The sequence below is a fragment of the Bradyrhizobium japonicum USDA 6 genome (assembly GCF_000284375.1).
Classification (GTDB): Bacteria; Pseudomonadota; Alphaproteobacteria; order Rhizobiales; family Xanthobacteraceae; genus Bradyrhizobium; species Bradyrhizobium japonicum.
In genome coordinates, this window is sequence record NC_017249.1 from 1,478,165 (window position 1) to 1,501,147 (window position 22,983).

Genomic DNA, 22,983 nt, shown 5'->3' on the forward strand with positions numbered 1-22,983 from the left:
GCATGACCATCCGCTCACGGCGAGAGACCGTCACGTTCAGACATCCGTTCCGAATCCGCGGCATCGAGCGGCTGCTGCCCGCCGGCGCCTACGAGGTCATCACTGATGAAGAAACGATCGAGAGTCTCACCTTCTCGGCCTATCGCCGCATCGCGACGATGATTATGGTGCCGGCGGAAGGCGTTCGCGACTCAATGGAGATGCTCTCGATCGGCTCAGTCGATCTCGCCAATGCGCAGGCTGCGGATGCGAGCGCCGCGCATGACTGACCATCCCGTAGATCTCGACAAGCATCGCGGCATGGCTGCGCAGAAGGCTACCGATCTGCGCCGCGCGCTGGCAGACGTCGAGGCCCATGTCAGGGAATTGCGTGAGCGGGAGGCCGAACTTGAACACCGCATGATGACGGTGCCCGCCGCTTCCTGGCCGGAGGCTGCGGTCAAGGCGCGGCACCTGCTCAACCTCTATGCCGCGAGCCTGCCCGCCGAGGATACGAGGCACCGGGCGCTGGTCGCGTCGTTGCTCGACGACTTCGTCCGGCTCTCGGGCGAGGACTGACGGCAGAGCAACTCTCCGCACGCGCGATCGTGCCAGCAACGGTCACTTAAAGGAGGAAGCCATGACGCTCACGAGCGGTCGCTACATCGGCCACGAATATGACCGGATGATCGTGCTGTTCTCGATGCAGGACGGCGGTAAGGAAATTCCCTGCGCGATCTCGACCACCGCGATGGACTACCTTGAGCGCGGCCCGCAGGTCCGCCCCGAGCAGCGCGAAGCCCAATTCGTCCGCCTACGCGACCGCATCGAGGCCCGCGCCGCCAGCAAGTATCGAGCGACGGAACTTGAAGGAGATCCTCGGGGTATCGTGCTGCGCGGCATCGATTTCAGAACCTAACAACATGCCATGTCGTGATCTGGGAATCGTTTAGGCGAATTCTTCACAAGTTGGCCCCGGCGCCCGATAACTCGCCCAGCAGCGACGGACAGGCCGATGCTCAAGACAACGTCGATGCGTTCTGGACGTCGCAAGGAACCCGTAAGCGACTGAAGGCCAGTTAACGATCAATAGTTTTTCTTGAACGATCGACGCGGACGGCCCTGAACTCCGATGGTCCCTCGATCAAACGCTGCCTTCGCATCGCTTGATCATCGCCATTCGCAGAATTGTCCGCCCTCTCGTCTATAACTTTGCCAGCCAGGTGAGCGGCACGCGCGCGTTGGGTCAGAATGCGATGATCACTCGTGCCCGTCTTCGTCATCTCGATCTCCTGGATTACAGACCGCGACTGAAATCTGGCAGCTACGCACCCCCGCTTTTGCTGCGTCGAACTCGGCGCAACCACCATGGCAATTAATCTATGGCAATAACGTTCCTCTACGCGCATTCCCGTTACGCGCGCTCCTTGCCGGCGATCTGCGGCAAGGGAGGCTTGCGCTCGGGAAGCTTCTTCTTCGGGGGCGCCGGCAGCAAACCTTCCCTGATGGCCTGCTTCCGAGCGAGCTTACGGGCCCGGCGAATAGCCTCGGATTTTTCGCGCGTCTTTCTTTCGGAAGGCTTTTCGTATGAGCGCCGCTGCTTCATTTCGCGAAAGACACCCTCGCGTTGCATCTTCTTCTTCAGAACACGAAGGGCCTGGTCGACATTGTTGTCGCGAACAAGTACCTGCAATTGACATTCCTCGCTGGGCTGCGAATGCGCAAGTCCTGCATGCAGCCAATTGCGCAGGAGTCTCGTGGCGATTGCGATGATGGGAGTGACGGCGTCTTCTTCCGCCGGCCTCGAACAAGCCGGTCTATGCGTCACGGCAATCAAGTTCGGTAGAGCAACGTGACCACTGTCAGCCGCGCTGTCAATGGATAGAGCCGTTCCCACACGTCGTTTGGAGCCCCTCGATCGCAAAGGAACGTTCGCCCACACGCGCTCGTGTAGCAGCGCTCTCGGAAACAATTTTGAGTGTTGCCTTGCAAAAAGCCGAAAATGATATATATTAAAGAAATTCGATTAGCCGCTGTGCCTTGTTGAACGCGCCCGCGGGCTCCTTTTCCAAAGACATCGACGAAGTTGAAGTAATCGCGTGCTCGTCACGCGATGCGCGCTCGTGCGCTTTGGAGAATGAAAATGACGACAGGTACTGTTAAGTGGTTCAACGGCCAAAAAGGCTTTGGATTTATCCAGCCGACCGACGGCAGCAATGATGTGTTCGTTCACATCAGCGCGGTCGAACGGGCTGGCCTTGCGGGTCTCGCCGAGGGCCAAAAGGTTAACTTTGAGGCCAAGACCGACAAGATGCGCGGCAAAGTGAGCGCCGAAAACCTCTCGCTGGCTTGATTTGTCGACGTCGCTTTCACGGATGTACTGAAACGGCAGGCTGCCCGCTCGATCTTCGGATGGAGCGGGTTTTGTTTTTCATAATGCGGGTTGAGGATGATCGCCAGGAAATCGGCAGAGCCGTCGCCCGAAGGCATCGCGCGCTCGAACCGCAAGCGATTGGCCGCTGAAGACGGCGCGCGGGCATTGGCTGACGCGGAACGGCAGGCCATCGAGGTGCGAAAGAACATGGCGCGCCTCCGCGAGCTGCGTGAGGCCAAGGAAGTTGCCGACATCGCGTTTCGGGCATCGCTGCCTGCGCCCGCACCGACGAAGCGCAAAAACAGGTCGGCGCGATAGTCGAACTCGCGATCGCACGGCATCATCGTGAAACCGAATTGCACGGGCTGGGTGGATGCCTAGAGTCAAAGCAGACGGCGGGGGAACGATCACTTTCATGCTTGCGCTTGGCGCAGCACGGCAGATGTGCAGGCTTACAACGACGTTTCAGACCGACAAGCAGGCCTTCAGTTATCTTCACAAATATCGAAAAGAATTCGAGCATATAGCCCGTGCGCGGCTCGCCTCCGGCGAGCTCGAAAACGGAATCGTCGTGCTCTCGATGCTCTAAATCGAGAGCGACGATTATGCCCGGGAGTCTTTCGGCTTGGCTTCACGCGCCAATCGGGCCGCCTTCAGACGCTCGTGATTATCGTGCAGGGATTGCTGATCTTTCGCGTAATCGGTCATTGGTTTTTCTGTTCGCACCAATTTGAACGCGTTGTTCGCCTCCCGCAGATGCCGGGCAGCCTTCGCTTCGTTTTTCATCATTTTGATCTCCAGGAATTGGATCAGCGCCGGTCTGGGGCTCGGATATTCGCCATGACAGCCCAAGCGATATTTGCCGGGAGCGGATCAGCGTGAACGCTCCGCTTTGCGCCAGATCTTTCGCGAGGTCTCAGCGCGTTGTCGAACAACGGCAAGCGGACGCTGCCTATAGTTATCAACGCTTTCGCGGGACGCATGTTCCCGAGGGGCGAGCCGAAGCCCACGCCGCCGCTCGTCTGCCAGACGTTCAGCTAAAATGACAACCAAGTGTGGCGCCGCTCACGAGCTAAGCGCTTCCACCAGAACTCAGGTTAGCACATCATCGGCGTTGTGTGCGCGTTTCCTTGCCGATTCCTGAAGGCGGTAACCGCCATATGCACCAAGTGCAGTTTGCCCTCGACTGCGGGTGAAATGTCGAACGGGTACGCGTCGGCAAGGCCAAGTGAGCGGTTGAGGCGGTTGATCGTCAGAGCGAGCGGGGTCCACAACTCAAGGAGCGCACCGAAATCGCTTTCCAGATACGGGTCATTCAGCGTGTGCTTTCCGCGCGCGTCCAACGACAACGGAAGTCCTGCCAGGGAATCCAGGGTCGAGACGATGTGCAGGAAGTGAGCGAAAGTCTCTGCCCAATCCTCCCAGGGATGAGACGTCGCATACATGCTAATGTGACTCGCCGGATCGCAAGACCAATCCTGACGGGCATAATAATAGGCAAGCGCAGCCTGGTAGTTCTCTGTCTCGTCGCCAAACACCCGCCGAAACGGCGCTCGAAAACCCGCTTCGTGGATCAGGGCATTCCAGTAAAAGTGCCCTATCTCGTGTCGAAAGTGACCAAGCAGGGTGCGATAGGGTTCGCGAAAGGAAACACGCCTGATCTCGCGTTGTACGTCATCGGCCTCCGCAAGGTTGAGCGTTATCAGGCCGGATTCGTGACCGGTCAGGACCGGCCCATGCTCGTCCGAGAGAATCTCGAATGCCAGGCGAAATCCACCCGCGAACGCGATCGGCACGCGAAGCCGTCTCAGGTCGTAGATCAGCCTGCGCTTGGCTTCCTCCACGCGCTTCCAAAGGGCTACGTTACGGGGATTCTGTGTGGCGGGAATGACATGGGTCAGGGAGCAGGACATGCAGTAGGAAGTCGTGGAAACCGCGCACCAGTTGCAACCGATGATATTCCGATTGACGCATTCAAGAGCACTTTCCGCACCGATCATCGCCATATTCTCGGGATCGAAGATCAACGGCTGCATGCAGCCGTTGCATTTGGAGAGCTCGAAGGCCGATAGTTGCCCGCAATGAGGACATTTGAAATCTCTCATGATGGCGCACGACCATTGAGGGTGTCGATCAACGCACGTTGCTTCTTCAACGCGCGCTTCCTCAGAATATCAGCATCAACCTCGCTCACGGTTCGACGCGCGCCCTGGTAAGAGGCCATCTCAGATACAGGCCGCGCCCTCCAGTCTTGCGTGGGTTGAATGGACATGGGCGTGACTCCGGATCGCATTTTCATCTTCAACAAAGCCTTCAGTTTGAAACGGGTTCCGGTCAGGCGCTGGGCGGATGTTCTCCACTCAATCGAGCATACGGCTGGCGGTCGGGACAGCGATGGCATACTGTCCACACCCGAGCGCTCGCAGCCTTCATCGGTGACGATGCCCAAATGGGGGTTCGTAACGATCGCGATCATCTCTTTGGAGCTACTTCCATGAAGATCCGCGTCGGCTTCGAGATGATCTACGACTTTCCGCAACCGACCCCTCTTATCGCAGTTGTCGGCACTCACTTCACACGGGCATCCGACATTGTCCTGCCCGATCATCTTGTCAGCGAGCCGTCGGTGCCGATCACGCCCTACCGCGACGGTTTCGGGAATTGGTGCAGTCGTCTTGTCGCGCCAGCCGGCCGCATGCGCCTCTCAGCGGACGGCACAGTCCGAGACAGCGGTCTACCCGACGTGATCGTACCATCGGCCCAACAGCACGCAGTGGAAGATCTTCCGTCGGACACCATCGTATATTTGCTCGGCAGTCGGTATGTCGAGACTGACCGACTTACCGACGTGGCGTGGAAGTTGTTCGAGAAGACCGCGTCCGGTTGGGCACGGGTCAAGGCGATCTGCGACTTCGTGCATAACCACATTGCTTTCGGCTACGAGCACGCCCGCCCGACCAAGACCGCCTGGGAAGTGTTCAACGAAGGCAAAGGCGTTTGCCGGGACTATGCACATCTGGCTATAGCGTTCTGCCGCTGCATGAACATTCCTGCGCGCTACTGCACCGGCTATCTCGGTGACATCGGCATGGCGCCTCCATATGCCGCCGGCGATTTCGCGGGCTGGTGCGAAGCCTATATCGGTGGTCGCTGGTACACGTTCGATCCACGTAACAACATTCCGCGGATTGGTCGCGTCCTAATCGCGCAGGGCCGCGATGCCGCCGACGTTCCGATCACCCAGACATTCGGACCCAACACGTTGCTAAGTTTCAAGGTTTGGGCCGACGAACTCACCGGCTGATCGCAAAAGGGCTGCAATGCGACGGTCCATATCGAATCCCCGGAACCGCGAAAGACAGAACTATTGCCCGGCCTTATTCGCTTCGAAGGTCAACGCGGCTTGAAATACGTGCCCGGCTTCCGTTCGAACCTCGATAGCAACGTCCGGCCGGTTTTCCTCACCGGCCAAATCGCGGGCCAGTCCCGCCAATGTGTGAGCCGCCTCCATCTCGGCCTCACGTTGCGTTGAAAACTCTATTCCGTCTTCGTCCGGGTACAGTTCCCGATCGTCTCTGATATCGAAGAAATATCGGATCATCATGAGCGCCTGTTGGAAAGATGTCTGCGCCAGCGCGAGAGGTCCGCAAGCCGATCCAGGATTCGAATTACATTGGCGGCTGAAGTCCCGGAGAACTGAGCCACCTGTTCACCTCCAGGGCAACATCGATCTGCCGGGCCTTCTGAAGTAGTTCGGCGCGCCGGACGCAAACAGGCATCTCTTGAGCCTGCTGGCGCAAATTGATCGCCTCTTGAGTGAGACGGTATTCGAATGTCGAAGATTGAGACTCGCTACGAACCTGCACGGCTTTCTCCCTTGAATGGGCGGGAGCGCGACAGGCGTTCTCATCACCGATGGTTGCCTCGGGTGGGGCGGTGACGACCTTGATATATGTGCTCGAAGGCGCTCCGACCAGACATGATTGAAGAAATGTTTTTGGACAGCCTCACGGCTAGTCGAGTACTCCAACTGGAGCCGGAGACCCAGTCGAGATGGAGGCGTCTGTTCTCACAGGCAGCCTCAATGTTTCGTGCTCTCACTTCGATAGACGATCGATACGCAGAAAAGCCGTTCAGTCATCGAGCGCACTTCAACCGCCAAATCTGGACGACTGCCTTTGAACACGGACTCTCTGGCGATCCCCGTCAGCGTTTGCATCGCTTCAACTTCAGCAGCCTTCTGATTGGGCAGTCGTAGTCCTTCCTCGTCGGCGAAAAACTCGCGGCCACTCTGGATGTCAAAGAAATAGCGTTCCATAAGAGCACTCCACTTCCGTGCAGGCGGGAGCGCTCTCGGTCTCTCAGTCACCGACGCCTACGGGACAAGCCTCGGCCGGTGATCGGAAGACAATACGCCAGCTCTAACTTGGTTGCCAGAGATTCCGGGGCCAGCCGGGTCTAAGCAGCGGCAACTTGGACAGGCTGCCTCCGTAAGCGCCTCAGAATCGAATTCGAGCCATCGGGCATCGACCACCATCACCTGACTTGGTCAATGGATTGTTCCGACGACAAGACTATCAGACCGGTAGCTGTAATTCCGGCGAATGCGCCCATTCATCCAGGTGGCAGGCGACATCGGCCTGACGGGCCTTCTTGATCAGCGCATCCCTTTCTGGTCCCGGCGGGAGCTTGGCGGCCTGGTCAAGAACCTCTTTGGACCACGCTGTTAGTCGCTCCTGCAACGTGAGTTGTTGTTTGAAACGACGTCGCTTCTGCATAGCGTTCATCTCCAAGTTGATGCCGACAACTGGCGATCTGCTCCGGGCAAAGCCGCGGGCTTACGGTGAATATAACGCTACAGAACAGATAGGTTCGAACCATAACAAAGATCAACGTGACCGAAAAAAATCTGACGCAAGCCGCACACAGCGGCTCTCCATTCAATGCATCGAGATTCGGCTCGCCGACAGGCCGATACAGAAAGCGTCTTTGGTGTCTTGAGCCACTTACTCAATCTACTCTGTTTACTCGCAAGAGCGGCCTAAGTCGTTGCAGGCATGCTGAACTCAAAAACCGTTTCTTTGCCGCTCGAGACAGCCTTAAGCGTCCCGTCATGGGCTCGCGCAATCTCGGATGCGATGTAGAGGCCGAGACCTAAGCCTTGCTGGCTGGGACGGTCGCCGCGGGTGTACGGCAGAAACAGGCTTTGCATCGCCTTATCCGAGATCGGTGTACCGTAGTTCGTCACCCTGAGGGTAAATCTTCCATCCCCCGTCTTCGCAAAAACAATGATTGGCTTGTCGATGTCACCATAGGTGATCGCATTCCCGAGTAAATTGGAGAACAATTGGCTGATCTTGATGCGGTCGCATCGGACCGGCTCGTTTAGGGCAATGTCGGTCTCGATGTTAAGGTCTGGCCACGCCAGACGCATTTCGTTGACAACGTGTTCGATCACGGGGGTCAGTGGCTCGTTTGCGTCGGGCCTGATCGTCAATCCGCCGCCGAGGCGGCCGCGGGCAAAATCCATGATGTTGTCCACCAGACCCGCCATTCGCATCACGGACTTCTGGATTGATGCCGCGATGTCGGGCGCTCGCTCGCTATTCGCATCTTTGAGGAGAACGCGCATGCCGCCGGCTATTGACGCCAGCGGATTGCGGAGGTCGTGTCCTAAGACGCCGATAAACTGCTCCCGCAGCTCCGACGTCTTTCGTTCATCAAGCAGATCGGCTCGAATGCTTTTCAGATCCGCTTCGGCAGACTGCCGCCCCACCTCACTGGCCAGCAGGCTCTCCGACCTCGCGGCAAGGTCGGCTTGAGAGCGCTCGATGCGCTCGTTGAGATCGAGCTGCGCAGCGATCAATTCCCCAAAGAGCCGAACGCTATCGACGATCTCAGGTCGATCTATTTCTCGTGGTCGCGGATCAATCGCGCAAAGCGTGCCCCAAATCTCTCCGTTCGCACGCTTGATCGGAGCCGAGATGTAGCTCCTGAAACCATACATGCGCGGCGTTGGGTGGTTGCAAAATTCGGCATCCGTCTCGACGTCATCGATGACAACGAGTTCGCCATGGTCGCGAATCTCATTGCAGATCGTCGTTTCGACGCGAAGCTCGCTCCCTTCCACGAGGCCGAAATCGATGCTGTCACGAACGGCACAGCACAACCACCGATCGCTGGTCACTCTGGCAACCGCTACAAAGCCCATGCCCGTGATTCGGGTTACAGCATCCAAAATTTTGGGAACAGCGTTGATCTGCTGAACAGCAGTGATGTCGGCGCTGAGGTCAGTCATCATTGAACTATAATCAGGGAGCATTCCGGTTCCAAGACCAACGCCCGAAGAGGTGAAACGTTCGCGGAACAATGCTAGGCGGCGGGAGTTACCTGTCGACCTCTAGAGTAAAGTACCCCCATTCGGTGGCTCACAAATTCCTTGTGTTGATAGTCGAAGACGAGTTTCTCATTCGTCTGAGCGCGGCTGAGATGGTGCGCGAGCTGGGTTTTGAGGTCGTCGAGGCCGTGGATGCGGATCATGCAATCGAGCTTTTGGAGACCACCACCGACATCGCGATCGTATTTACCGATATTCAGATGCCCGGCTCGATGGACGGCATGGGACTTCTAGCCATTGTTCGCAACCGTTGGCCTCCGATCGCACTGCTGGTCACTTCGGGCCAGGTAGAACCTGCCGTCGAGGATCTTCCCGCCGGAGCCCGCTTCCTGGCCAAGCCCTATGTGCAAAGGCAACTCGACCAGCATCTCCATGCTCTCACCGGATGATGGCCAGCCGTCCGTTGCGTCACACGCGCCAGCGATGGAAGTACCTGGAACAGTAGAAGCGCCTGTCGAGTGGTTCGCGTGCGCACGGGCCAGCACCAGCGCCGGACGTTGTCATCTCCGACGGGCAAGGGAGACGCATTTGTCCACTGACTACTCGAAATTGGCTCTCTTTCGAGTGAAGGAGCTGTCAAGGTGCGTTGAGCTGCGGGTGACGGCCCGATTGAAAGTTCCATCGGGGTGTAACCGAGCAGAATGACCAGAGTGTTCGCGGGTAAAGGGCCCGCGTTTGAAGGCGCTGTGTTTCGATTTCGACGCGGCGCCCGCGAAGGTTTCGACTATGGTCAATCATGCAGCGTGCTTAAAGCGTCCAACCGGGTCAGAAGGACGGCTTGCACTTTTGCCTTGGCGGGAGCTCCCAATGTTTGGCGGAAATTGGCTTCCGCATAGGCGTGATCGTACTCGGGACTATCCCGGTCGTGTTGATGGTTACCGCCGTTTTTTGGAGGTGAACCCGCCCGATCCGGAGACGCAATCGACTGCCAATCTACTTTCGGCAGCAATGGGCCAAGATTGATCTGGCTCGGTGGTAAGAAGACTGCTATAGGATGGGTATCACCGCGCGCTTAGTGGCTGTTATCGGTGACTGAGAGCTTTGCGCTCCCGCCTCAACCCAGTGAAGGCGGTAGAATGTCAAAATCTACAAATTCGAAATCCGTGAGTGGCTTGTGCCGCCGCTATTGGTGCCGGTCTTCCTCGCACTGCTGATTGCGGTTGTGGCTATTCTGTAGCTGCAAGCGGTTCAGTCACCATGCGTTCAAAATGCAAATCGAATGCCTGGAGCAAGTTTGGGCCAATGGGAGCCGATAATGGCAAACACTGCAATCATCAGGGATGCCTACGGCGTTCCGGCAATTTTCGTTGGCTCGAAAACAGGCCGGGACGATGCGCCTTTTGTTTTCGTGAGCGTCGGAGGTGAGGAGCGCCGGATGCGCTGCTCGGAGTGGGATGCTCTTCCAATCTGGACCGGCGAGCGTCCTTCTTGGGTCAACAAAGGTGGATCGTGACGGAACCTTCAGTATGAGCAGAACTCGATCCGGTATGCGGACGGCGGCGCTCCTGCTCGCGTCGGGATTAAGCACATCTGCGTTAGCCGCTTCCGTAGCGGAACCGAATTGCAGCGCGATCGAGAGCACCAGTGCCCGCCTCTCCTGTTACGATGCGGCGTTTCCGCCAAAGGCCAAGAAGCCCGCCGAAACCGATAGTGCCTCGTCGTCAGGTTACAAGGACCCATTCGTTGCGGAAGAGGCCCGAACCGCCGCAAAGCTGAAGAACATATGCCGCGGTTGCTGAGACTTCGCCGACCGAGCGGCGTGTCCGATCATGCGCGCTCCAATTTGAGGGTCCAATTTGATGACGAACGAGGATGCAAGAGGTCGTCGGACGGGCCGCCAACGAAGGCGAGCCCTTCGTTTGGCGGGTGCGGTGCTGGATGACAGGGCCGACAGCTCCGCGAGCTCGCAGGAGCACCAGATTCGCAAGCAGCGTCTTCTCGACGGGCCCGCGGAGTTTAGGGAAGTTCGAGTCGATCGTTCAGAGAAGACTTCAAGCGACGCTGATTGATCAGCGTTTCTCGCTGTCTAACGTGTTGATTCGTCGCAGAGCGATGACGGTGCATGGAACATCAGGGTATTGAGTATACGGTGGTTCAAACGATCAATCCACCTGGCTGGAAATGGTCGTTTGAGCGAGCCGGTCGGTCATCGAAAACAGGCATCGGCTTCAATCGAGCAGAGGCTATCATCGCAGCTCAACGTGCCATCATCCAATGGCTCAGGGAAAAGCAGCTTCGATCAAATACGCTCGGTCTGCGACCTGCCGATTCTTGAATTATCTTTGACCTCGGGCGTTGCCACTCGATGCCGATGAACCTTAGGGCGACACGTCGGGACTAACCTTTATCGGGATTTTACTCTCACCCTCCCGGGGCTGGTGATCCGCCGCCTGCGCTTTATTTAAGCGGGCGGCGTTTTTTATTCCCTTTGTCCCAAGCGATGACTCTCTGACAGATGTTTGGGTTTGCTATCGGCGCATCGCCATATATTGGGCTGCCGGGGCGCCTCCATCGGCACAAGGCTGACGTCGCTCGTATCGTCGTCGTTCAAGGTAGGCGACCGATCCGTTTCAAGCCACGGGTAAAGCACCTCATGGTGCACAGGTGTGCCGAAATTTTTACTAGTTTTTTAATGGTAAACGGACTGGTAAACACTAGCAACTCTAGTTCTCGCTAGTTAGGCCCTGAAAGCCTAGGTCATGACGCATGACCTTAGATATCAAGCGCCTCCGCGCTGATGCTTCAAGACTGCAGAACGAGCGATCGAAGTCGCGATCCAGTCGTGAAACGACGGGAACGACGAGGGCGATCCGAGCGGCCCTTCCAGAAATTTACAAGCTGCGCGAGGACAAGGTGCAGTGGTCCGCGATTGCGGCGGCCCTGGCCGCTCAGGGTGTCGTCCAAGGTAAAGATCAGACTCCCTTGACGACCAATCGCCTGACGGCGCTTGTTCGGCAAATCGAACTGCAGAATGAGAAGCGTGCCGCGAAGACGGCAAGGAAAGGAGTGAGTCCGAAGGCGCAAAAATTTGCAATGCAAAATCAGCGTCTATCTCTGTCATCCGAACTTAAGGCAGAAACGCAAGCGGTCGAAGATCGGCCGTCCGAGAGCGAAGACGATATCCGTCGTCTTGCTTTTGAGCGCGTTCAACGGATGACAGAGAAAGACTAGTACGATGTCGCGTATTCTCTTCAGCTGCCAGGAAAAGGGCGGGGTCGGCAAGACCACGCTCGTCCGCGCACTCGCAGAAGCGGTGGAGGGCGCGCCGATCATCGAGATCGACGCCAGCCACCGGCTTCTCGAACTCGCGGAACGGGTCAGCTTCTTCCAGATGCGGGCGGACCGCGAGGCCATCGAGCGTACCGGCGGCCGTGCTGCCCGTGCGGAGTTCGACGCCGTCCTGGACGCATTGTCGGCCGCGACGTTGCCCACGATCATCGACGTCGGTGCTAACACGTCGGTGTCGCTGTTCACGATGCTGGCCGATGTGGCGCCCGAGCTCGCCGCAGAATTCGGGGTCTGCGTGGTCGTGACCAACGAGCCCGGCGCCATGGTCGAGACGCCGAAGCTGCTGGCGCTTTCAAAGCCGTGGACGTCGGCGCGCTTCGTGATCGAGAACCGGCTGCATGGTCCGATCGATCCGTTCTGGCTCCATGCGAACGTCGACGGTGCGACCCTGACCTCGCTCGATGCCCAGGTCCTTGAGGACGGGGCGGAAGACTATCTCCAGTCCGGCGGTCTGGCGATCGTCGACCGGCTCAACCCGAAGAAGCTGCGTGAGGTGCACGGAATCGGTCCCGCCATCCGGATCCAGCGTGACCTCGCAAAGTTCCGCCTGGAAGCCATGCGCGCTGTGTACCCGGCGGCCGAGTGGCTGGTGGGATAGGCCACCATGACGACCTCCTTGGAAAGCATGAAACAGAGCTATGCCAAGGCCGAGGCGGCGCTCACCGCCTCGGTCAGGGCGTTCGAGACCGCCAGCACGAAGCGGTTGTCGGCGTTGCTGGCGTTGCCGCCGCAAGAGCGGTTCGGCCACCTGACCGATCGGTCTCTCACGTCGGCTGACGCTCTCGCTTTGACGCGCTCGTTGCGCGCCGAGACTCAGCCGAAACCGCGCAAGCGCATCTCGCCGAAAACGATCCGACCGCCTCGTCGCTGGGGCCTGAGATCGCTCAGCTCGCCGGCCGGCGTCGCGATCTTTGCGATGGCCGCGTTTTATGGCGCGGTCGTCTGGTTCCGCACGCCGCGTGGCATCACGGTGACGCAGCCGGTCCAGGTCACTCTCCAATATCCGGACGGGAGATTGATCGATGGAGTGATGAGCCCGGGCAAGCTGTGGTGGCTCATCCGCTCGCACAATGATCGCGCCGTCATCCGTATCTGGATGCCGACGACCGGTTATCAGGAGTTCGAGGTGCCGGCGTCGATCGTTCAGCCCGTCCAGGGCTGACGGGTCCCGCCCTGTGGCTTCCCTCCTGCGACAGGCTTCAACGGACCATGAGGCCGCATAGGCGGCAGGGAGGCAAAGGGGTGTAACGGTGTAACGGCACAGGGTCGTTACAGGTTACACCTTTCAGGAGTAACCTCATGACAGCGTATATTACCCGTGCCGAGTTCCACGGTGCCGCCGATCAGATCGATGCCGACGGCCGCAAGCCGTCGGCGAAGGCCGTCCGCGAGATCACGAAGCGCGGCAGCTACAGCACGATCGAAACTCATCTCGGCACCTGGACGCCGCGGGACCAGCGCCTCGAATTGCCGCCCATCCCGGCGGGGTTGACGGCTACCGTTGACAGCCTGACCGCCGACCTCTGGCACATCGCGCTGGACTCCGCCAAGCAGCAAGCGATGGCGGAGATCGAGCGGGTTGTTGCAGAGGCAACGGAAGCCCGGACAGCCGCGGCGCGCGTCGGCGAGCAGGCCGATCGCCTCGCCGCCGATCTCGCCGCGGCCCAGCAGCGCATTTCTGTGTTAGAGGAAACAGTCGCCGAGCGCGACCAACAGATTAACCAGCGCGCCGAGCGCATCCGCGACTGGGAGCTGGAGGCCGCACGGATGGAGGGCGAGATCGCCTCTCTTCACCACACGCTGGCGCGTTTACGGCGGCGCCCGCAGATGCGTCCAAGTCGACCAAGAACGCGGCCCAGCAACCGGCCGCGTAGGCGCTGCCTGCAACGTTCACAGGTTACGCAGTAGCCGCAAACGCTACCTCCTTGGAAAACCACCGGCAGCTCCGAACGCGGACCGGCCTGGGAGCGTCAAACCGACAGATCGCGGTGAAGTCGTCGTCGATCAGTACCTTACTGGAAGCTGCTGCCGGCTCAGGCCTTACGGCGTCGGCGTCGCCTGCCATTCTTGATATGCCCCGCGCTGTGACCGGCCTCCCGTGCCCTCGGCGGTTCGCGCTGATGTCGCCCGTATTGCCGCCCCCAACTCTGCGCGGTACCGGGCCCCGACAATCGTCGAATAGATGATCCGATGATCCCGTCCGGGCCGGCTGTCCGAAGTGGCGGCGGCAACCCAAGTCGTCCCGCTTTCGGCACGAAGCAGGCTCTACCGGTCGCTTGGTCCGGAGCGGCCGTCGGCGATGCCGTGGTAGGGAGCGATCCTGCCGTACTTAGCCCGCTCATCCGCGGTCGGTCACCGATCACGGCCTACCCGCGTCGCCGCCGCCGAACTCGCGACGAGTCGACGAAACACAACAACGCCCGAAGCGGTATTCATCCGCCTATCGGTCCCCAATCAGTCGCCTAGATGCGTGCAACTCGTGGCACCTTGATGATCAAGTTATCGAAGCGCGGGTCGTCGAAGGCGGTCTTTCGGAGACGGAACGGGTGGCGCGTGTAGAACCGGCTGTTGGGAAAGACGATCAGGTCTCGGCTATCAAGCGTCGTCAATTCCTCCTTGGTCATCAGCCGGGTCTCTTGTGACGTGGTCGACGTCGATGCGGCACCCTTGCCTCCTCCGGTCGAGTGCGACTCGATGAGCGCGGAGAAGCTTCCAAGTGCTCGCGACCATCGATCGCTCTCATCGGGATCCGTCGCCGGAACGTCGAACAGGGTCACGATGTCGGCCGTGCTCAGCAGGGTGCGCGCCCCGGGCTCTCCGTAGGTCGTGACGATCTGGGCGCGGTCTTGCCAGATCGTCCAGAGGCTGGCGCCGTGACCCGGGAGTTCGCCGGCTGCTTTCAGGATAGCGTCGAAACGCCCAAGCGTGCTCGCTTCGTCGATGAAGATCACCATGCGCTCGGCAGGATGATGCTCGCGGACAGTGTCGAAGATGTCGCCCAAGAGCCAGCGCAGGAACGGCGCCAAGGTGAGATTGTCTCGGGAGGGCACCGCCACGAAAAGATCGACGTCGCCGCGGGTCAGGTCTCGCAGATCGAACGAATTGGAACTGACCATGCCGGCGGGGCGGGCGTCATTCAACCATGAGAAAGCTTGGCTCGCCGTCGACACGATGGTGTCCCGGGCCTTGGGATCACTTTCCATGATCTTCAGGGCCGCCTGAGCCGCCGGCAATGCATTCAAGGCCTGCAATCCCTTGAAGAAGTCGTCCTCATTGTTGAGCAGTCGCCAGACTTCCGGAATGTCGCGCTTCGGAGAATGAAGGGCGACGAGCATTGCGCCGAGGATCAGGTCGACGGCGCGATTGTTGAAGTAAGCGGCAGCACCGTCGCCAGTGCCATTCGGTTCAGGCAACAACATCCGGGCGGTATGCTGCAGATACAGGATATCCGTCGCGGCAACGTTCTCCAGGGGATTCCAGCTGTCGGTGCCGCCGACAAGCTGTAAGGGGTCGAGGCAACGGACGATGCGGCCGAGTTGGCGGCGCCGGCCAGCAACGGCACGGTAGGCGTCCCCCTTGGGATCGATCACGACGGCGGGCCCGAGCCACGCCGCCAGCTCAGGGTAGGCCAGATTGGGGATCAGAAGCCCCGACGTCTTGCCCTTCCGCGGCGGGGCGATGGTCAAGAGGTTTCCTTCTATCGAGACGCGGACGGCACGTCCGGTTGCCTTGTCGATGCCCAGCTCAAGGCCCTCATCCATCTGGCCGATCTCCGCGGGCGTCGCCCAGCGCGCCGCGCCGTAGATGCCGCTCGGATCGCGCTTGATCTCGATCTTCTTGATCCGGAACAGCGCCACCGTGATGATCAGGAATGCGGCGACCGTGGTGCCAAGCTCGATGCGGCCACCACCGGCGAATTCCTGCGACCGGCCGCGAAACATCAGCCAGTAGGGCCGCAGAAGATTGGGCAAATCGAACGATGCGACGTAGCTGAACCAGCGAGCCGGCTCGATGGCGCCCGCCGGCCAGGCGGCGGAATTGGCGCCGTGCTGTGCCATGACGGCCAGGGGATAGCCGAACACGATTCCGCCAAGCACGACCGTGATGAAGAGGCAGATATTCCAGATAACGCGATGCATAACGAACTCCGAAACTCTTGATGCCCGATCGCTGCGGCGGTCGGACGTCGCTTTTCGCTCGGCAATCGGCGTCCTTGGTTGCGCGATTGCCAAAGGAGAGGTTCTAGCCGAGCAGCTCGGCCGAAATCATTCGCAGAATTTGCAATGCAAATTTAGCGCGACGATCTCGCAACCCATGTTGAAGGGCGCGCTATTGCGCGCCCTCGGTTGCGTCGATGTCGGCGTCGATCTGCCGGATTACGATCTCGGCGCCATTGAGCGGGAGGCAATCCAGCTTGTGGCTGAAGCCTTTGCCGTCGTGGTGCGGCCAGAGCACGCCGATCGCACGCCAGATTTTCTGCTTGCCGCTCCGCGAGACCGCGTAAATCCGATGGGTCGGTCGAGAGGACGTGATCGGGTTGGTCATGTAAGTCTCCTCTTCATTTGCGAGACCGCCGCATTGGCGACCTCGATGGGCCGCTTGCGGTCGAGGCGCATGAGCGGTGTCATCAAGGCGAGCCGCCAGGCTCCCGGAAGGGCCGAGCTGCACACGCGCAGCACGGAAGCGAAAGGCCTTGATGACGACGCGCGCCTCGACAAAAACGGCGCATTGAGAGATCGCTTTGTTGGCGGGGTTTTGTTCTTGAACGGGAGATTGAGTGAAAAGCCCGGGGTCCTCGGAGCGGCACAGCGCAGAGTGGTCGTAAAGGGCAGGCTTCGGGCGGATAGGAAGAAAAAGCCGCCGGACTGCAATCGGATGAGTAGCCTCTGTAGGAGGGCTTGTCGTGCTTCCGGCTAAATGCGAGCAGGCCGGACCGAGGTCCGACCTGCTTTGGCGTTAGTCCGCCTTTTTGGCCAAGACCGCGGCCTCGATCCGCTCAAGCAGCGAGCCGCGCAACGGCAAGGTCACGCCGGCCTTGTTCAAGGCGTGCGCGAGTTTTAAGGCACCCTCGAACTGCGGCAAGAGGGCGGCCAGCTCGACGGGGTCGATGTGGGTCGCGCCGTAGTCGTGCGGAATGTTGCCGTTGAACGCCGCCATGACGACGCGGGCGGAGAACTGGCGGGCACAATCGATCTCATGAATCGTGGCCGACGTCCCGTAGTGGGGGACCGCGATGCGCTTCAACGTTTCGTCGAGCGCGTGCGAGACTTCAAGGATCCTTCTGTGAACGCACATGGTTACCTACTTCCTTTTCTTCAAGCACAGCGGATCGCCGTGCTTGATTGGCATAGCGAGCTCACGATGCTGCATTCAATCAAAGGAAATGCATTGCAAATTTTTTCGGGCACAAGAGAGATCCTGACGTCGGGCGCGACCGGCTCCCTTGCGACGGTGTCCGGCTCGCGCAACACGGCCTATCCCGCTTGACCCGACGCCTTCATTTCTTCGCAATTTGAATGATCGCCTTCACGCGATCTGAAGTTGTGGCCTGCATAAACCAGCGCGAGCTCAACAACGTCGTTAATTCGCTCACGCCGTCACGTGCCCCAGTCGGAAATTGAGAACAAAGCCGTCATGCCGTTTTCTGAACTTCGCAAAGCTGCCGCTTCAGTTGAGGATCACGCGGTCGAAGAAGTAGAATTGAGACCCATCCCGCCGGAATTTGAGGGGCCGCGTGTTCCAGCTCCTCGCGACCCAGACTATGTCCATTCGGTATTTTATGATCCGCAGCGATTCGAGACATTTCCGGACCGGCTGCTAGAGAAGGTGCGCCGCGAATTTCCAGGCCAGCCCCTGTGGCAGCCGGAGCCGGTCCATGTCGCCAGCCTGCATGGGTGGATGGCGACCTACAGTTGGTCCCACACAGAGAAATTTCTTAGAGACGGCTATGTCGCGGAATTGGAGGCTCCAAGGTTCAAGAGCGGCCCTGACCAAACGCGATCGCTTAGAAGCAAACAGGCTTGGGATGCCTTCCTGGTCAATGCTTCCTTTACCGAAGCAATCGCTGATGCTCTTTGGGAATGCAGGCCTCACTACCGGCTCAATTGGGTATTCGGTTATCCGCACACGAATGCACTAGCTCCTATCGTCGGCAAGGTTGATGATACTTACCGAAGGACGCGCGCCGTCGATGACCTAGTCGATACCGAACCGGGCACGACCATCCTCTGTAAAAAAGGAACCCTACTGGTTGGGCCGAGAGCTATCCTTAACAGGCGCCGAAATGGCTCACCTACTGCGATCGCCTATCCTGCGGATCCCGTAACTTTGACAACGGCGTCAAACGGACGATCACTATACAGCGGATGGACCAGCAACACCCGAAGAGAGATCTTGAAACGAGTAAAGCAAGAGGTTCGAGCATGGTGCGAAGCAGGATTCAATCCGGAAGCTTTTTTGATCTGGGTATTGCAGACCGTTGCCATCCTACGAGTGCAGGCGACCGATTGGAAAGGCCGCGAGCGACCAGCCTATGTCCAAGGTGACGCTGATGCGAAGCGTCGAGATGATGCGGCTGAGCTCGATCTGAAGCTGACTGAGTCAGGCCTTCAGCGAGGTGACGATTGTCCAATTGAAGTGAGGCGGGCACCGGTCACCGCACGCGCAGATGTCATATCCATGTTGGCTGGCGGCATCGGGCTCGAAGACGAAGCGATCTGGCGGGACAATGAGGTGCTCCGGGCCAATTTGGCCCGGCAAGATATCGGCAGCCTCGCCGCATGGATCGGGCGTCTGAAGCGTTTCCATCGAGAGACACTCAGCCCCTGGCACGCCCGGCTGATTGAGGAGATCTTGACCGATACTCCGGTCTCGCTGAACGAGTTGGAAATGACCGGGGATGACTGGTCCGCTCCGCACCTCATTCGCGCGCAGTTTCCTGACGATGTCTGGCGAGGCCTCGTGGACGCAGCACTCTACAGCGAACGTGGTGAGACCGATGTTGAGGTGAGCTACGATTGGAACGATGACCCGCTCCAACAAGCCGCAATTTTGCTGAATGAAGGGGAACGCAACGAGGAAAAGGTGGCCATTACCGGCCCTCTGCTTGATCTCAGCGCGCGCCGCCGCGGCTGGTGGAGTGAGCAGCTTGAAGAATTCCGGCAGGCCGGTTCGCTGACCATCTAACCTAGGAAGAGAGCCGCCTATCAGGCCTACTGAAACGTCACATGGCGTACGGGAACGTATTGTCGGAGCGAGCGGCAGGTCGTCATCGTAGCGCCACGGCGAAGCAGTAGCGCCCATGGACAGCGCATGCGGTGCAAATGGTTTCTTGACGTTTTAGAAACTGGCCCAGTGCGCTCATGTGTCCGGCCTGTTTGCGCGGTGCGCACGACCGCTGGCCCCGATGGAAGTTCGCGGAACTAGCCCCAATCATCTTCTCGCACTCGAAGTGCTAGGCACTCGGCGGGTTTCCTAGCCCCCGGTTCAACCGGGTTGCCATCACGTTCATTGCACTCCCTGCAGTCGGTAACGGCTCCCATCGGGTCGATGGTCGGGTTCAATGCAGCAAGTAGCGAGCGAGTGCGCTTTCCAAATAGCGCCGTAGCGAGCGAGCAGCTTGCGGTCCAAAAGCGCAGACAGTTGCTGTCTGTCATGCCGCTGCCATCGCCATTATCGGGGGCCTGGCAGGTCTAAGCCGCGAATCAGGATCGCTCAGGCGATCTGCGCCGCCTTGTTGGCGAGCGCGATGGAGGCCAGACGCGCCGGACGAGGCGCGAGCAGCGTGTCGACCCAGACGAAGTTCGGGGCCTTGGTGCGCCGCCCACCGGATCGCAGAAGTCATGCCCACGATCAAAAGCTTTGCGCAGATACTGGTCACTCATCTTGGTGACAATTGCGCAATTTGCATTGCAAAGTTCGCCGACCGCAAAATTTGAAATGCACGGCACAAGGCTTTTAGGCGTGCTTCTTGTGGCCTCCTTCGATGGAGGCCCCGATGGTCGCGACGATCGCGGCAGGCACGACGGCGAGTTATTACAGCAAGCAGTCCGAGTATTATCTGGGCGGCGGAGAGTCGGCCGGTCGTTGGATCACCGCGACCAATGATTTCGGCGCGACACACGGTGCGCTCGTCGACAACGCCCTGTTCGAACGCCTCCATGCTGGCTTAGATGCTGACGGCCAACCGCTGTTGTCGAACAACGGCGATGGGGTCAACCGGGTCGGCGGGATTGACCTGACGCTATCGGCGCCGAAGTCGGTCTCCGTCGTATTCGCGCTGGCCGATCCTGAGACGCGGCGCGCGATCGAGCAGGCTCAACACGATGCCTGCGAAGCGACCATCGCTTTCCTCAGTCGGAATGCCGCGTTCTGCCGGCGCGGAAAGAACGGGCTCAGGCTGGAGCGCGTTTCTGCCCTCACGGTTGCGTCCTTCCAACACGGCGAGGCCAGGCCGGTCGCGCATGACAACGGCCGCGTCTTCGCCGACCCCAATCTGCATAGTCACCAAGTTATCCTGAACTGCGCCGTTCGCGAAGACGGCACCGTGGGAGCTTTGGACGCTCGACATTTGTTTGCGCACAAAATGGCGGCCGGCGCCGTCTACCACTTCGCACTTTCTTCAAATTTGAAGAAACTTGGGTTCGAAATCGGCGAGGTCGGCAAGAACGGCACCTTCGAAATCATCGTGCCGCGGACGCCGGGCGGCGACGATCAATCCGTAAGCCTCGGCAAGAGCTTTGTGGCATTGCAGCGCCACTTCTCAGCCCGTCGGCGAGAAGTGGAGGAGGCGATCGCCGCGGAGGGGCTGTCGACAGCGGAGGCGCCCGCGCTGGCTGCCGCAATCGCGCGCGGTACCCGTTCGTCGAAGCAAGAGGAGCGCACCACTGACCGCTTCGAACTGTGGGCGCAGGAAGCCGCGCCGTTCCTCGACGTTGACCGGCTCTTGGAAAACCTTCGCACGTCACGGACGTGGGATCCTGCTGAACGGGAAAAGCTGATCGCCGAGCGCGTCGCAGGCGTGCCGGCGCAACTGACCGAACACGAAAGTGTCTTTGAGCGCCGCAATCTGTATGCGGCCGTCGCGACGTCCCTGGTCGGCACGGACGCGGACGCGCTGCGGGTCGAGCAGGAGGTGGAAGGGCTGATCGCGGCAGGCCGCATCGTCGAACTTGGACGAGACGCCCTTCAGCAGCCGCTGTTTTCCACGCCCGAGCAGATCGCAATTGAGCGCGAACTGGTCGCCGTGGCCGAGCGCCTGTCGCGGGAGCATCGCGAGGCGCCCGATCCCGAGCACGTGCTACGGCTCTGCCACTCGCGTGATCTGTCCGACGAGCAAACGCGCGCTGCACAGATGGCGACGACGTCCGCCGCCATCGTGGTGATCGAGGGCGCCGCTGGCAGCGGGAAAACCACCACGTTGGCAGCAATCGTGGCGGCACATTCCGACAGCCAGAATTATGGCGCTGGTGCGCGGCCGAGGCGGATTATCGGCGCCTCCCAATCCTGGAAGGTCGCCAAAGAATTACAGACGCTGGGCATCGAAGCCATGGCCACCGACGCCTGGCTTGCCCGCACCAAGGAGCCCTTCCTTGACGCCAACACCGTGCTCGTCGTGGACGAGGCTGGGCTGTTGTCGTCGCGCCAGATGCTGGCGATCACGCAGAAGGCGGCGGAAGCGCGCGCGAAAGTTATCCTCGTCGGCGATCGGGAGCAGCTCCAGGCCCTGGGTGCCGGTCCCGGATTGTCCATCCTCGCCAGCGTCACAGGGACTACGCGCGTCGACACCATCGTGCGGCAGCGCGAAGCCTGGATGCGGGCCGCCGTGACTGATTTCGCCAAGGGCCGTGCCGAACAGGGGCTGGCGGCGTTCGAAGAGCGCGGTCTCCTGACGTTTGCGAGCGGCGAGAAGGCGACCGTCACGTGCGTGGTGGATGCTTGGGAGAGCGCCCAGCGCTCGGCGCCGAAACCGGCGGTCTTGTTGATCGCCAAGACCAACGCGCAGGTGCGCGCGCTCAATGACGAGGTTCGCGTTCGGCTGAAGCGCGATGGACGCATCGTTGGCGAGGATATCGAGGTCGCCGCCGTGACGCCGTCTGGCCACGGTCAGACGCTCGCCTTCGCGGTCGGCGACCACATCCGCTTTCTGGTTCGTCATGATCGCCTCTCCGTCATCAACGGCACAACCGGCTTCATTACCCGCATTGAGGGCCGCGAAACGCCGGATCCCACACTCCACATCGATATCGACGGACGCCCCGCACGGTTCCGCGTGTCGGAGCTTTTCGACGAGCATTGCCGTGCTCGGCTCGGCCACGCCTACAGCACGACGATCTACGGCTCCCAAGGTCTGACCACCGATCAAGCCTTTGTCTGGGCCGGTCCCGCGATGACGCGGCACGACGCGTATGTCGCGTTCTCGCGCGCGCGGGATCATCTCGTGATTTTCGCCGATACGCGCGAGATCGACGCTCAGGTCCGTCTCGATTTGCCGTTATCGGAGCGGCTCCGCGCAACGATCACGCCCGAGCATCGTCTGGCTTGGTTTGCCGGACGATTGTCGCGGCTGCAAATCAAGACCTGCACGCTCGATCCCATGCTCGACCATGCCGCGCGGGTCCATGACCGCGAGCGCGAGCGGTCGCCGGAGTATGCCCGTGGCTAAGTCGGGCATCCCGAAGATGCGGTTACGGCCGCAAGCGAGCGCCGGGGCCTCCCTGGCGGCGCCGCTGGCTATGGCGGCGAAGCCGAAGCGCGCGAAACCGAACAGCGCCGGGACCGCTCCGCGGCCGTCCGACCCCGAGTTCTGGACCGTGATCAATGAGATCGCGGACCCGACACCGATCGTGCCCGCCGAGCTTGAAGCTATCGAGCGCTACTTCTCGGCGGTACTCGATGACGTCTTCGCGCCATCCCGCAAGACGTCCCCTTAAACCAACCGAAAGGA

29 protein-coding genes are annotated in these 22,983 nt (G+C 60.0%); 18 read left to right on the plus strand and 11 right to left on the minus strand.

The features are described from left to right. Window positions 1-2 precede the first annotated feature (2 nt). The 3 genes from BJ6T_RS06820 to BJ6T_RS06830 all read left to right on the plus strand — a co-directional run bounded on the left by BJ6T_RS06820 (window position 3) and on the right by BJ6T_RS06830 (window position 898). Window positions 3-269, plus strand: coding sequence for a hypothetical protein (locus BJ6T_RS06820; protein ID WP_014491571.1), 267 nt, complete (start codon window positions 3-5; stop codon window positions 267-269). Continuing rightward, on the plus strand, window positions 262-558 hold the full coding sequence (locus BJ6T_RS06825) for a hypothetical protein (RefSeq protein WP_014491572.1): 297 nt from the start codon (window positions 262-264) through the stop codon (window positions 556-558). The genes BJ6T_RS06820 and BJ6T_RS06825 overlap by 8 nt, the downstream gene beginning before the upstream one ends. A 61-nt stretch (window positions 559-619) precedes the next feature. Beyond that, a complete protein-coding gene (locus BJ6T_RS06830) occupies window positions 620-898 on the plus strand; it encodes a DUF1488 family protein (protein ID WP_014491573.1) in 279 nt (92 codons plus the stop codon). 495 nt (window positions 899-1,393) lie between these two features. On the opposite strand, the gene rpsU is transcribed toward BJ6T_RS06830, so the two are convergent. Then, window positions 1,394-1,672 carry a 30S ribosomal protein S21 gene (gene rpsU, locus BJ6T_RS06840; RefSeq protein WP_014491574.1) on the minus strand — a complete coding sequence of 93 codons (279 nt, stop codon included), beginning with the start codon at window positions 1,670-1,672 and terminating at the stop codon, window positions 1,394-1,396. Window positions 1,673-2,122: 450 nt separating this feature from the next. On the opposite strand from rpsU, the gene BJ6T_RS06845 reads away from it, so the two are divergent. From BJ6T_RS06845 to BJ6T_RS06855, 3 genes are all read left to right on the plus strand, one after another. Next, window positions 2,123-2,332, plus strand: coding sequence for a cold-shock protein (locus BJ6T_RS06845; RefSeq protein ID WP_014491575.1), 210 nt, complete (start codon window positions 2,123-2,125; stop codon window positions 2,330-2,332). 96 nt (window positions 2,333-2,428) lie between these two features. Continuing rightward, entirely contained in the window at window positions 2,429-2,671 is a 243-nt protein-coding gene (locus BJ6T_RS06850) for a hypothetical protein (protein ID WP_014491576.1), read from the plus strand. Between the two features lie 55 nt (window positions 2,672-2,726). Beyond that, the gene (locus BJ6T_RS06855) at window positions 2,727-2,942 is read left to right on the plus strand and encodes a hypothetical protein (protein ID WP_014491577.1); all 216 of its coding nucleotides are present in this window, start codon (window positions 2,727-2,729) and stop codon (window positions 2,940-2,942) included. 14 nt (window positions 2,943-2,956) lie between these two features. Here BJ6T_RS06855 and BJ6T_RS06860 read toward each other — a convergent pair whose 3' ends face one another. The 3 genes from BJ6T_RS06860 to BJ6T_RS06870 form a co-directional block, all read right to left on the minus strand. Next, window positions 2,957-3,139 carry a hypothetical protein gene (locus BJ6T_RS06860; RefSeq protein ID WP_014491578.1) on the minus strand — a complete coding sequence of 61 codons (183 nt, stop codon included), beginning with the start codon at window positions 3,137-3,139 and terminating at the stop codon, window positions 2,957-2,959. Window positions 3,140-3,450: 311 nt separating this feature from the next. Beyond that, window positions 3,451-4,458 (minus strand): zinc-binding metallopeptidase family protein, encoded by a 1,008-nt coding sequence (locus BJ6T_RS06865; protein ID WP_028170121.1) that lies wholly within the window; start codon window positions 4,456-4,458, stop codon window positions 3,451-3,453. Continuing rightward, on the minus strand, window positions 4,455-4,829 hold the full coding sequence (locus tag BJ6T_RS06870) for a hypothetical protein (protein ID WP_014491580.1): 375 nt from the start codon (window positions 4,827-4,829) through the stop codon (window positions 4,455-4,457). The genes BJ6T_RS06865 and BJ6T_RS06870 overlap by 4 nt, the downstream gene beginning before the upstream one ends. Window positions 4,830-4,847: 18 nt before the next feature. On the opposite strand from BJ6T_RS06870, the gene BJ6T_RS06875 reads away from it, so the two are divergent. Beyond that, window positions 4,848-5,657, plus strand: coding sequence for a transglutaminase-like domain-containing protein (locus BJ6T_RS06875; RefSeq protein ID WP_014491581.1), 810 nt, complete (start codon window positions 4,848-4,850; stop codon window positions 5,655-5,657). Window positions 5,658-5,717: 60 nt separating this feature from the next. On the opposite strand, the gene BJ6T_RS06880 is transcribed toward BJ6T_RS06875, so the two are convergent. From BJ6T_RS06880 to BJ6T_RS06895, 4 genes are all read right to left on the minus strand, one after another. Beyond that, the gene (locus BJ6T_RS06880; protein WP_014491582.1) at window positions 5,718-5,957 is read right to left on the minus strand and encodes a DUF6894 family protein; all 240 of its coding nucleotides are present in this window, start codon (window positions 5,955-5,957) and stop codon (window positions 5,718-5,720) included. A gap of 477 nt (window positions 5,958-6,434) precedes the next feature. Then, a complete protein-coding gene (locus tag BJ6T_RS06885; RefSeq protein ID WP_014491583.1) occupies window positions 6,435-6,671 on the minus strand; it encodes a DUF6894 family protein in 237 nt (78 codons plus the stop codon). Between the two features lie 259 nt (window positions 6,672-6,930). Further along, entirely contained in the window at window positions 6,931-7,131 is a 201-nt protein-coding gene (locus tag BJ6T_RS06890; RefSeq protein WP_014491584.1) for a hypothetical protein, read from the minus strand. Between the two features lie 263 nt (window positions 7,132-7,394). Continuing rightward, window positions 7,395-8,654 carry a GAF domain-containing sensor histidine kinase gene (locus BJ6T_RS06895; protein ID WP_049824956.1) on the minus strand — a complete coding sequence of 420 codons (1,260 nt, stop codon included), beginning with the start codon at window positions 8,652-8,654 and terminating at the stop codon, window positions 7,395-7,397. 68 nt (window positions 8,655-8,722) lie between these two features. Here BJ6T_RS06895 and BJ6T_RS06900 point away from each other — a divergent pair, with 68 nt between their 5' ends. From BJ6T_RS06900 to BJ6T_RS06920, 7 genes are all read left to right on the plus strand, one after another. Beyond that, window positions 8,723-9,139: a response regulator gene (locus BJ6T_RS06900; protein WP_014491586.1), complete on the plus strand. Its 417-nt coding sequence runs from the start codon at window positions 8,723-8,725 to the stop codon at window positions 9,137-9,139. Window positions 9,140-10,005: 866 nt separating this feature from the next. Then, window positions 10,006-10,203, plus strand: a complete 198-nt coding sequence (locus tag BJ6T_RS43105) for a hypothetical protein (RefSeq protein ID WP_014491587.1) — start codon at window positions 10,006-10,008, stop codon at window positions 10,201-10,203. Window positions 10,204-10,812: 609 nt separating this feature from the next. Then, on the plus strand, window positions 10,813-11,025 hold the full coding sequence (locus BJ6T_RS45260) for a hypothetical protein (protein WP_141378927.1): 213 nt from the start codon (window positions 10,813-10,815) through the stop codon (window positions 11,023-11,025). 431 nt (window positions 11,026-11,456) lie between these two features. Continuing rightward, entirely contained in the window at window positions 11,457-11,921 is a 465-nt protein-coding gene (locus BJ6T_RS06905; RefSeq protein WP_014491588.1) for a hypothetical protein, read from the plus strand. A 4-nt stretch (window positions 11,922-11,925) separates the two neighbouring features. Continuing rightward, window positions 11,926-12,636 carry a P-loop NTPase family protein gene (locus tag BJ6T_RS06910; protein WP_014491589.1) on the plus strand — a complete coding sequence of 237 codons (711 nt, stop codon included), beginning with the start codon at window positions 11,926-11,928 and terminating at the stop codon, window positions 12,634-12,636. 6 nt (window positions 12,637-12,642) lie between these two features. Beyond that, window positions 12,643-13,200, plus strand: a complete 558-nt coding sequence (locus tag BJ6T_RS06915) for a hypothetical protein (RefSeq protein WP_014491590.1) — start codon at window positions 12,643-12,645, stop codon at window positions 13,198-13,200. 137 nt (window positions 13,201-13,337) lie between these two features. Then, window positions 13,338-13,946, plus strand: a complete 609-nt coding sequence (locus BJ6T_RS06920; protein ID WP_014491591.1) for a DNA-binding protein — start codon at window positions 13,338-13,340, stop codon at window positions 13,944-13,946. Between the two features lie 554 nt (window positions 13,947-14,500). Here the strand turns inward: BJ6T_RS06920 and BJ6T_RS06925 are convergent. The 3 genes from BJ6T_RS06925 to BJ6T_RS06940 form a co-directional block, all read right to left on the minus strand. Then, entirely contained in the window at window positions 14,501-16,270 is a 1,770-nt protein-coding gene (locus tag BJ6T_RS06925; protein WP_240537952.1) for a type IV secretory system conjugative DNA transfer family protein, read from the minus strand. Window positions 16,271-16,367: 97 nt separating this feature from the next. Further along, window positions 16,368-16,583: a hypothetical protein gene (locus BJ6T_RS06930; protein WP_014491593.1), complete on the minus strand. Its 216-nt coding sequence runs from the start codon at window positions 16,581-16,583 to the stop codon at window positions 16,368-16,370. 411 nt (window positions 16,584-16,994) lie between these two features. Further along, window positions 16,995-17,282: a hypothetical protein gene (locus BJ6T_RS06940; RefSeq protein WP_141378929.1), complete on the minus strand. Its 288-nt coding sequence runs from the start codon at window positions 17,280-17,282 to the stop codon at window positions 16,995-16,997. A 39-nt stretch (window positions 17,283-17,321) separates the two neighbouring features. Here BJ6T_RS06940 and BJ6T_RS45265 point away from each other — a divergent pair, with 39 nt between their 5' ends. The 4 genes from BJ6T_RS45265 to BJ6T_RS06955 all read left to right on the plus strand — a co-directional run bounded on the left by BJ6T_RS45265 (window position 17,322) and on the right by BJ6T_RS06955 (window position 22,969). Further along, entirely contained in the window at window positions 17,322-17,525 is a 204-nt protein-coding gene (locus tag BJ6T_RS45265; RefSeq protein WP_141378931.1) for a hypothetical protein, read from the plus strand. A 147-nt stretch (window positions 17,526-17,672) separates the two neighbouring features. Beyond that, a complete protein-coding gene (locus tag BJ6T_RS45270; protein ID WP_141378933.1) occupies window positions 17,673-19,223 on the plus strand; it encodes a hypothetical protein in 1,551 nt (516 codons plus the stop codon). A gap of 811 nt (window positions 19,224-20,034) precedes the next feature. Further along, entirely contained in the window at window positions 20,035-22,701 is a 2,667-nt protein-coding gene (gene mobF, locus BJ6T_RS06950) for a MobF family relaxase (protein ID WP_014491597.1), read from the plus strand. Continuing rightward, the gene (locus tag BJ6T_RS06955) at window positions 22,694-22,969 is read left to right on the plus strand and encodes a hypothetical protein (protein ID WP_014491598.1); all 276 of its coding nucleotides are present in this window, start codon (window positions 22,694-22,696) and stop codon (window positions 22,967-22,969) included. The genes mobF and BJ6T_RS06955 overlap by 8 nt, the downstream gene beginning before the upstream one ends. The last annotated feature ends 14 nt before the right edge of the window (window positions 22,970-22,983 follow it).

Bases quoted from the DNA above. Each gene is read 5' to 3' on its own strand.
- BJ6T_RS06870 (WP_014491580.1), bottom strand. From the start codon at position 4,829: ATGATCGCGATCGTTACGAACCCCCATTTGGGCATCGTCACCGATGAA.
- BJ6T_RS06860 (WP_014491578.1), bottom strand. From the start codon at position 3,139: ATGAAAAACGAAGCGAAGGCTGCCCGGCATCTGCGGGAGGCGAACAAC.
- BJ6T_RS06930 (WP_014491593.1), bottom strand. From the start codon at position 16,583: ATGACCAACCCGATCACGTCCTCTCGACCGACCCATCGGATTTACGCG.
- BJ6T_RS06885 (WP_014491583.1), bottom strand. From the start codon at position 6,671: ATGGAACGCTATTTCTTTGACATCCAGAGTGGCCGCGAGTTTTTCGCC.
- BJ6T_RS45270 (WP_141378933.1), top strand. From the start codon at position 17,673: ATGCCGTTTTCTGAACTTCGCAAAGCTGCCGCTTCAGTTGAGGATCAC.
- BJ6T_RS06910 (WP_014491589.1), top strand. From the start codon at position 11,926: ATGTCGCGTATTCTCTTCAGCTGCCAGGAAAAGGGCGGGGTCGGCAAG.
- BJ6T_RS06820 (WP_014491571.1), top strand. From the start codon at position 3: ATGACCATCCGCTCACGGCGAGAGACCGTCACGTTCAGACATCCGTTC.
- BJ6T_RS06825 (WP_014491572.1), top strand. From the start codon at position 262: ATGACTGACCATCCCGTAGATCTCGACAAGCATCGCGGCATGGCTGCG.
- BJ6T_RS45260 (WP_141378927.1), top strand. From the start codon at position 10,813: ATGGAACATCAGGGTATTGAGTATACGGTGGTTCAAACGATCAATCCA.
- BJ6T_RS06855 (WP_014491577.1), top strand. From the start codon at position 2,727: ATGCCTAGAGTCAAAGCAGACGGCGGGGGAACGATCACTTTCATGCTT.
- BJ6T_RS06900 (WP_014491586.1), top strand. From the start codon at position 8,723: ATGCTAGGCGGCGGGAGTTACCTGTCGACCTCTAGAGTAAAGTACCCC.
- mobF (WP_014491597.1), top strand. From the start codon at position 20,035: ATGGTCGCGACGATCGCGGCAGGCACGACGGCGAGTTATTACAGCAAG.
- BJ6T_RS06895 (WP_049824956.1), bottom strand. From the start codon at position 8,654: ATGATGACTGACCTCAGCGCCGACATCACTGCTGTTCAGCAGATCAAC.
- BJ6T_RS43105 (WP_014491587.1), top strand. From the start codon at position 10,006: ATGGCAAACACTGCAATCATCAGGGATGCCTACGGCGTTCCGGCAATT.
- BJ6T_RS06915 (WP_014491590.1), top strand. From the start codon at position 12,643: ATGACGACCTCCTTGGAAAGCATGAAACAGAGCTATGCCAAGGCCGAG.
- BJ6T_RS06845 (WP_014491575.1), top strand. From the start codon at position 2,123: ATGACGACAGGTACTGTTAAGTGGTTCAACGGCCAAAAAGGCTTTGGA.
- BJ6T_RS06830 (WP_014491573.1), top strand. From the start codon at position 620: ATGACGCTCACGAGCGGTCGCTACATCGGCCACGAATATGACCGGATG.
- BJ6T_RS06875 (WP_014491581.1), top strand. From the start codon at position 4,848: ATGAAGATCCGCGTCGGCTTCGAGATGATCTACGACTTTCCGCAACCG.
- BJ6T_RS06850 (WP_014491576.1), top strand. From the start codon at position 2,429: ATGATCGCCAGGAAATCGGCAGAGCCGTCGCCCGAAGGCATCGCGCGC.
- BJ6T_RS06890 (WP_014491584.1), bottom strand. From the start codon at position 7,131: ATGCAGAAGCGACGTCGTTTCAAACAACAACTCACGTTGCAGGAGCGA.
- BJ6T_RS06920 (WP_014491591.1), top strand. From the start codon at position 13,338: ATGACAGCGTATATTACCCGTGCCGAGTTCCACGGTGCCGCCGATCAG.
- BJ6T_RS06905 (WP_014491588.1), top strand. From the start codon at position 11,457: ATGACCTTAGATATCAAGCGCCTCCGCGCTGATGCTTCAAGACTGCAG.
- BJ6T_RS06880 (WP_014491582.1), bottom strand. From the start codon at position 5,957: ATGATGATCCGATATTTCTTCGATATCAGAGACGATCGGGAACTGTAC.
- BJ6T_RS06865 (WP_028170121.1), bottom strand. From the start codon at position 4,458: ATGAGAGATTTCAAATGTCCTCATTGCGGGCAACTATCGGCCTTCGAG.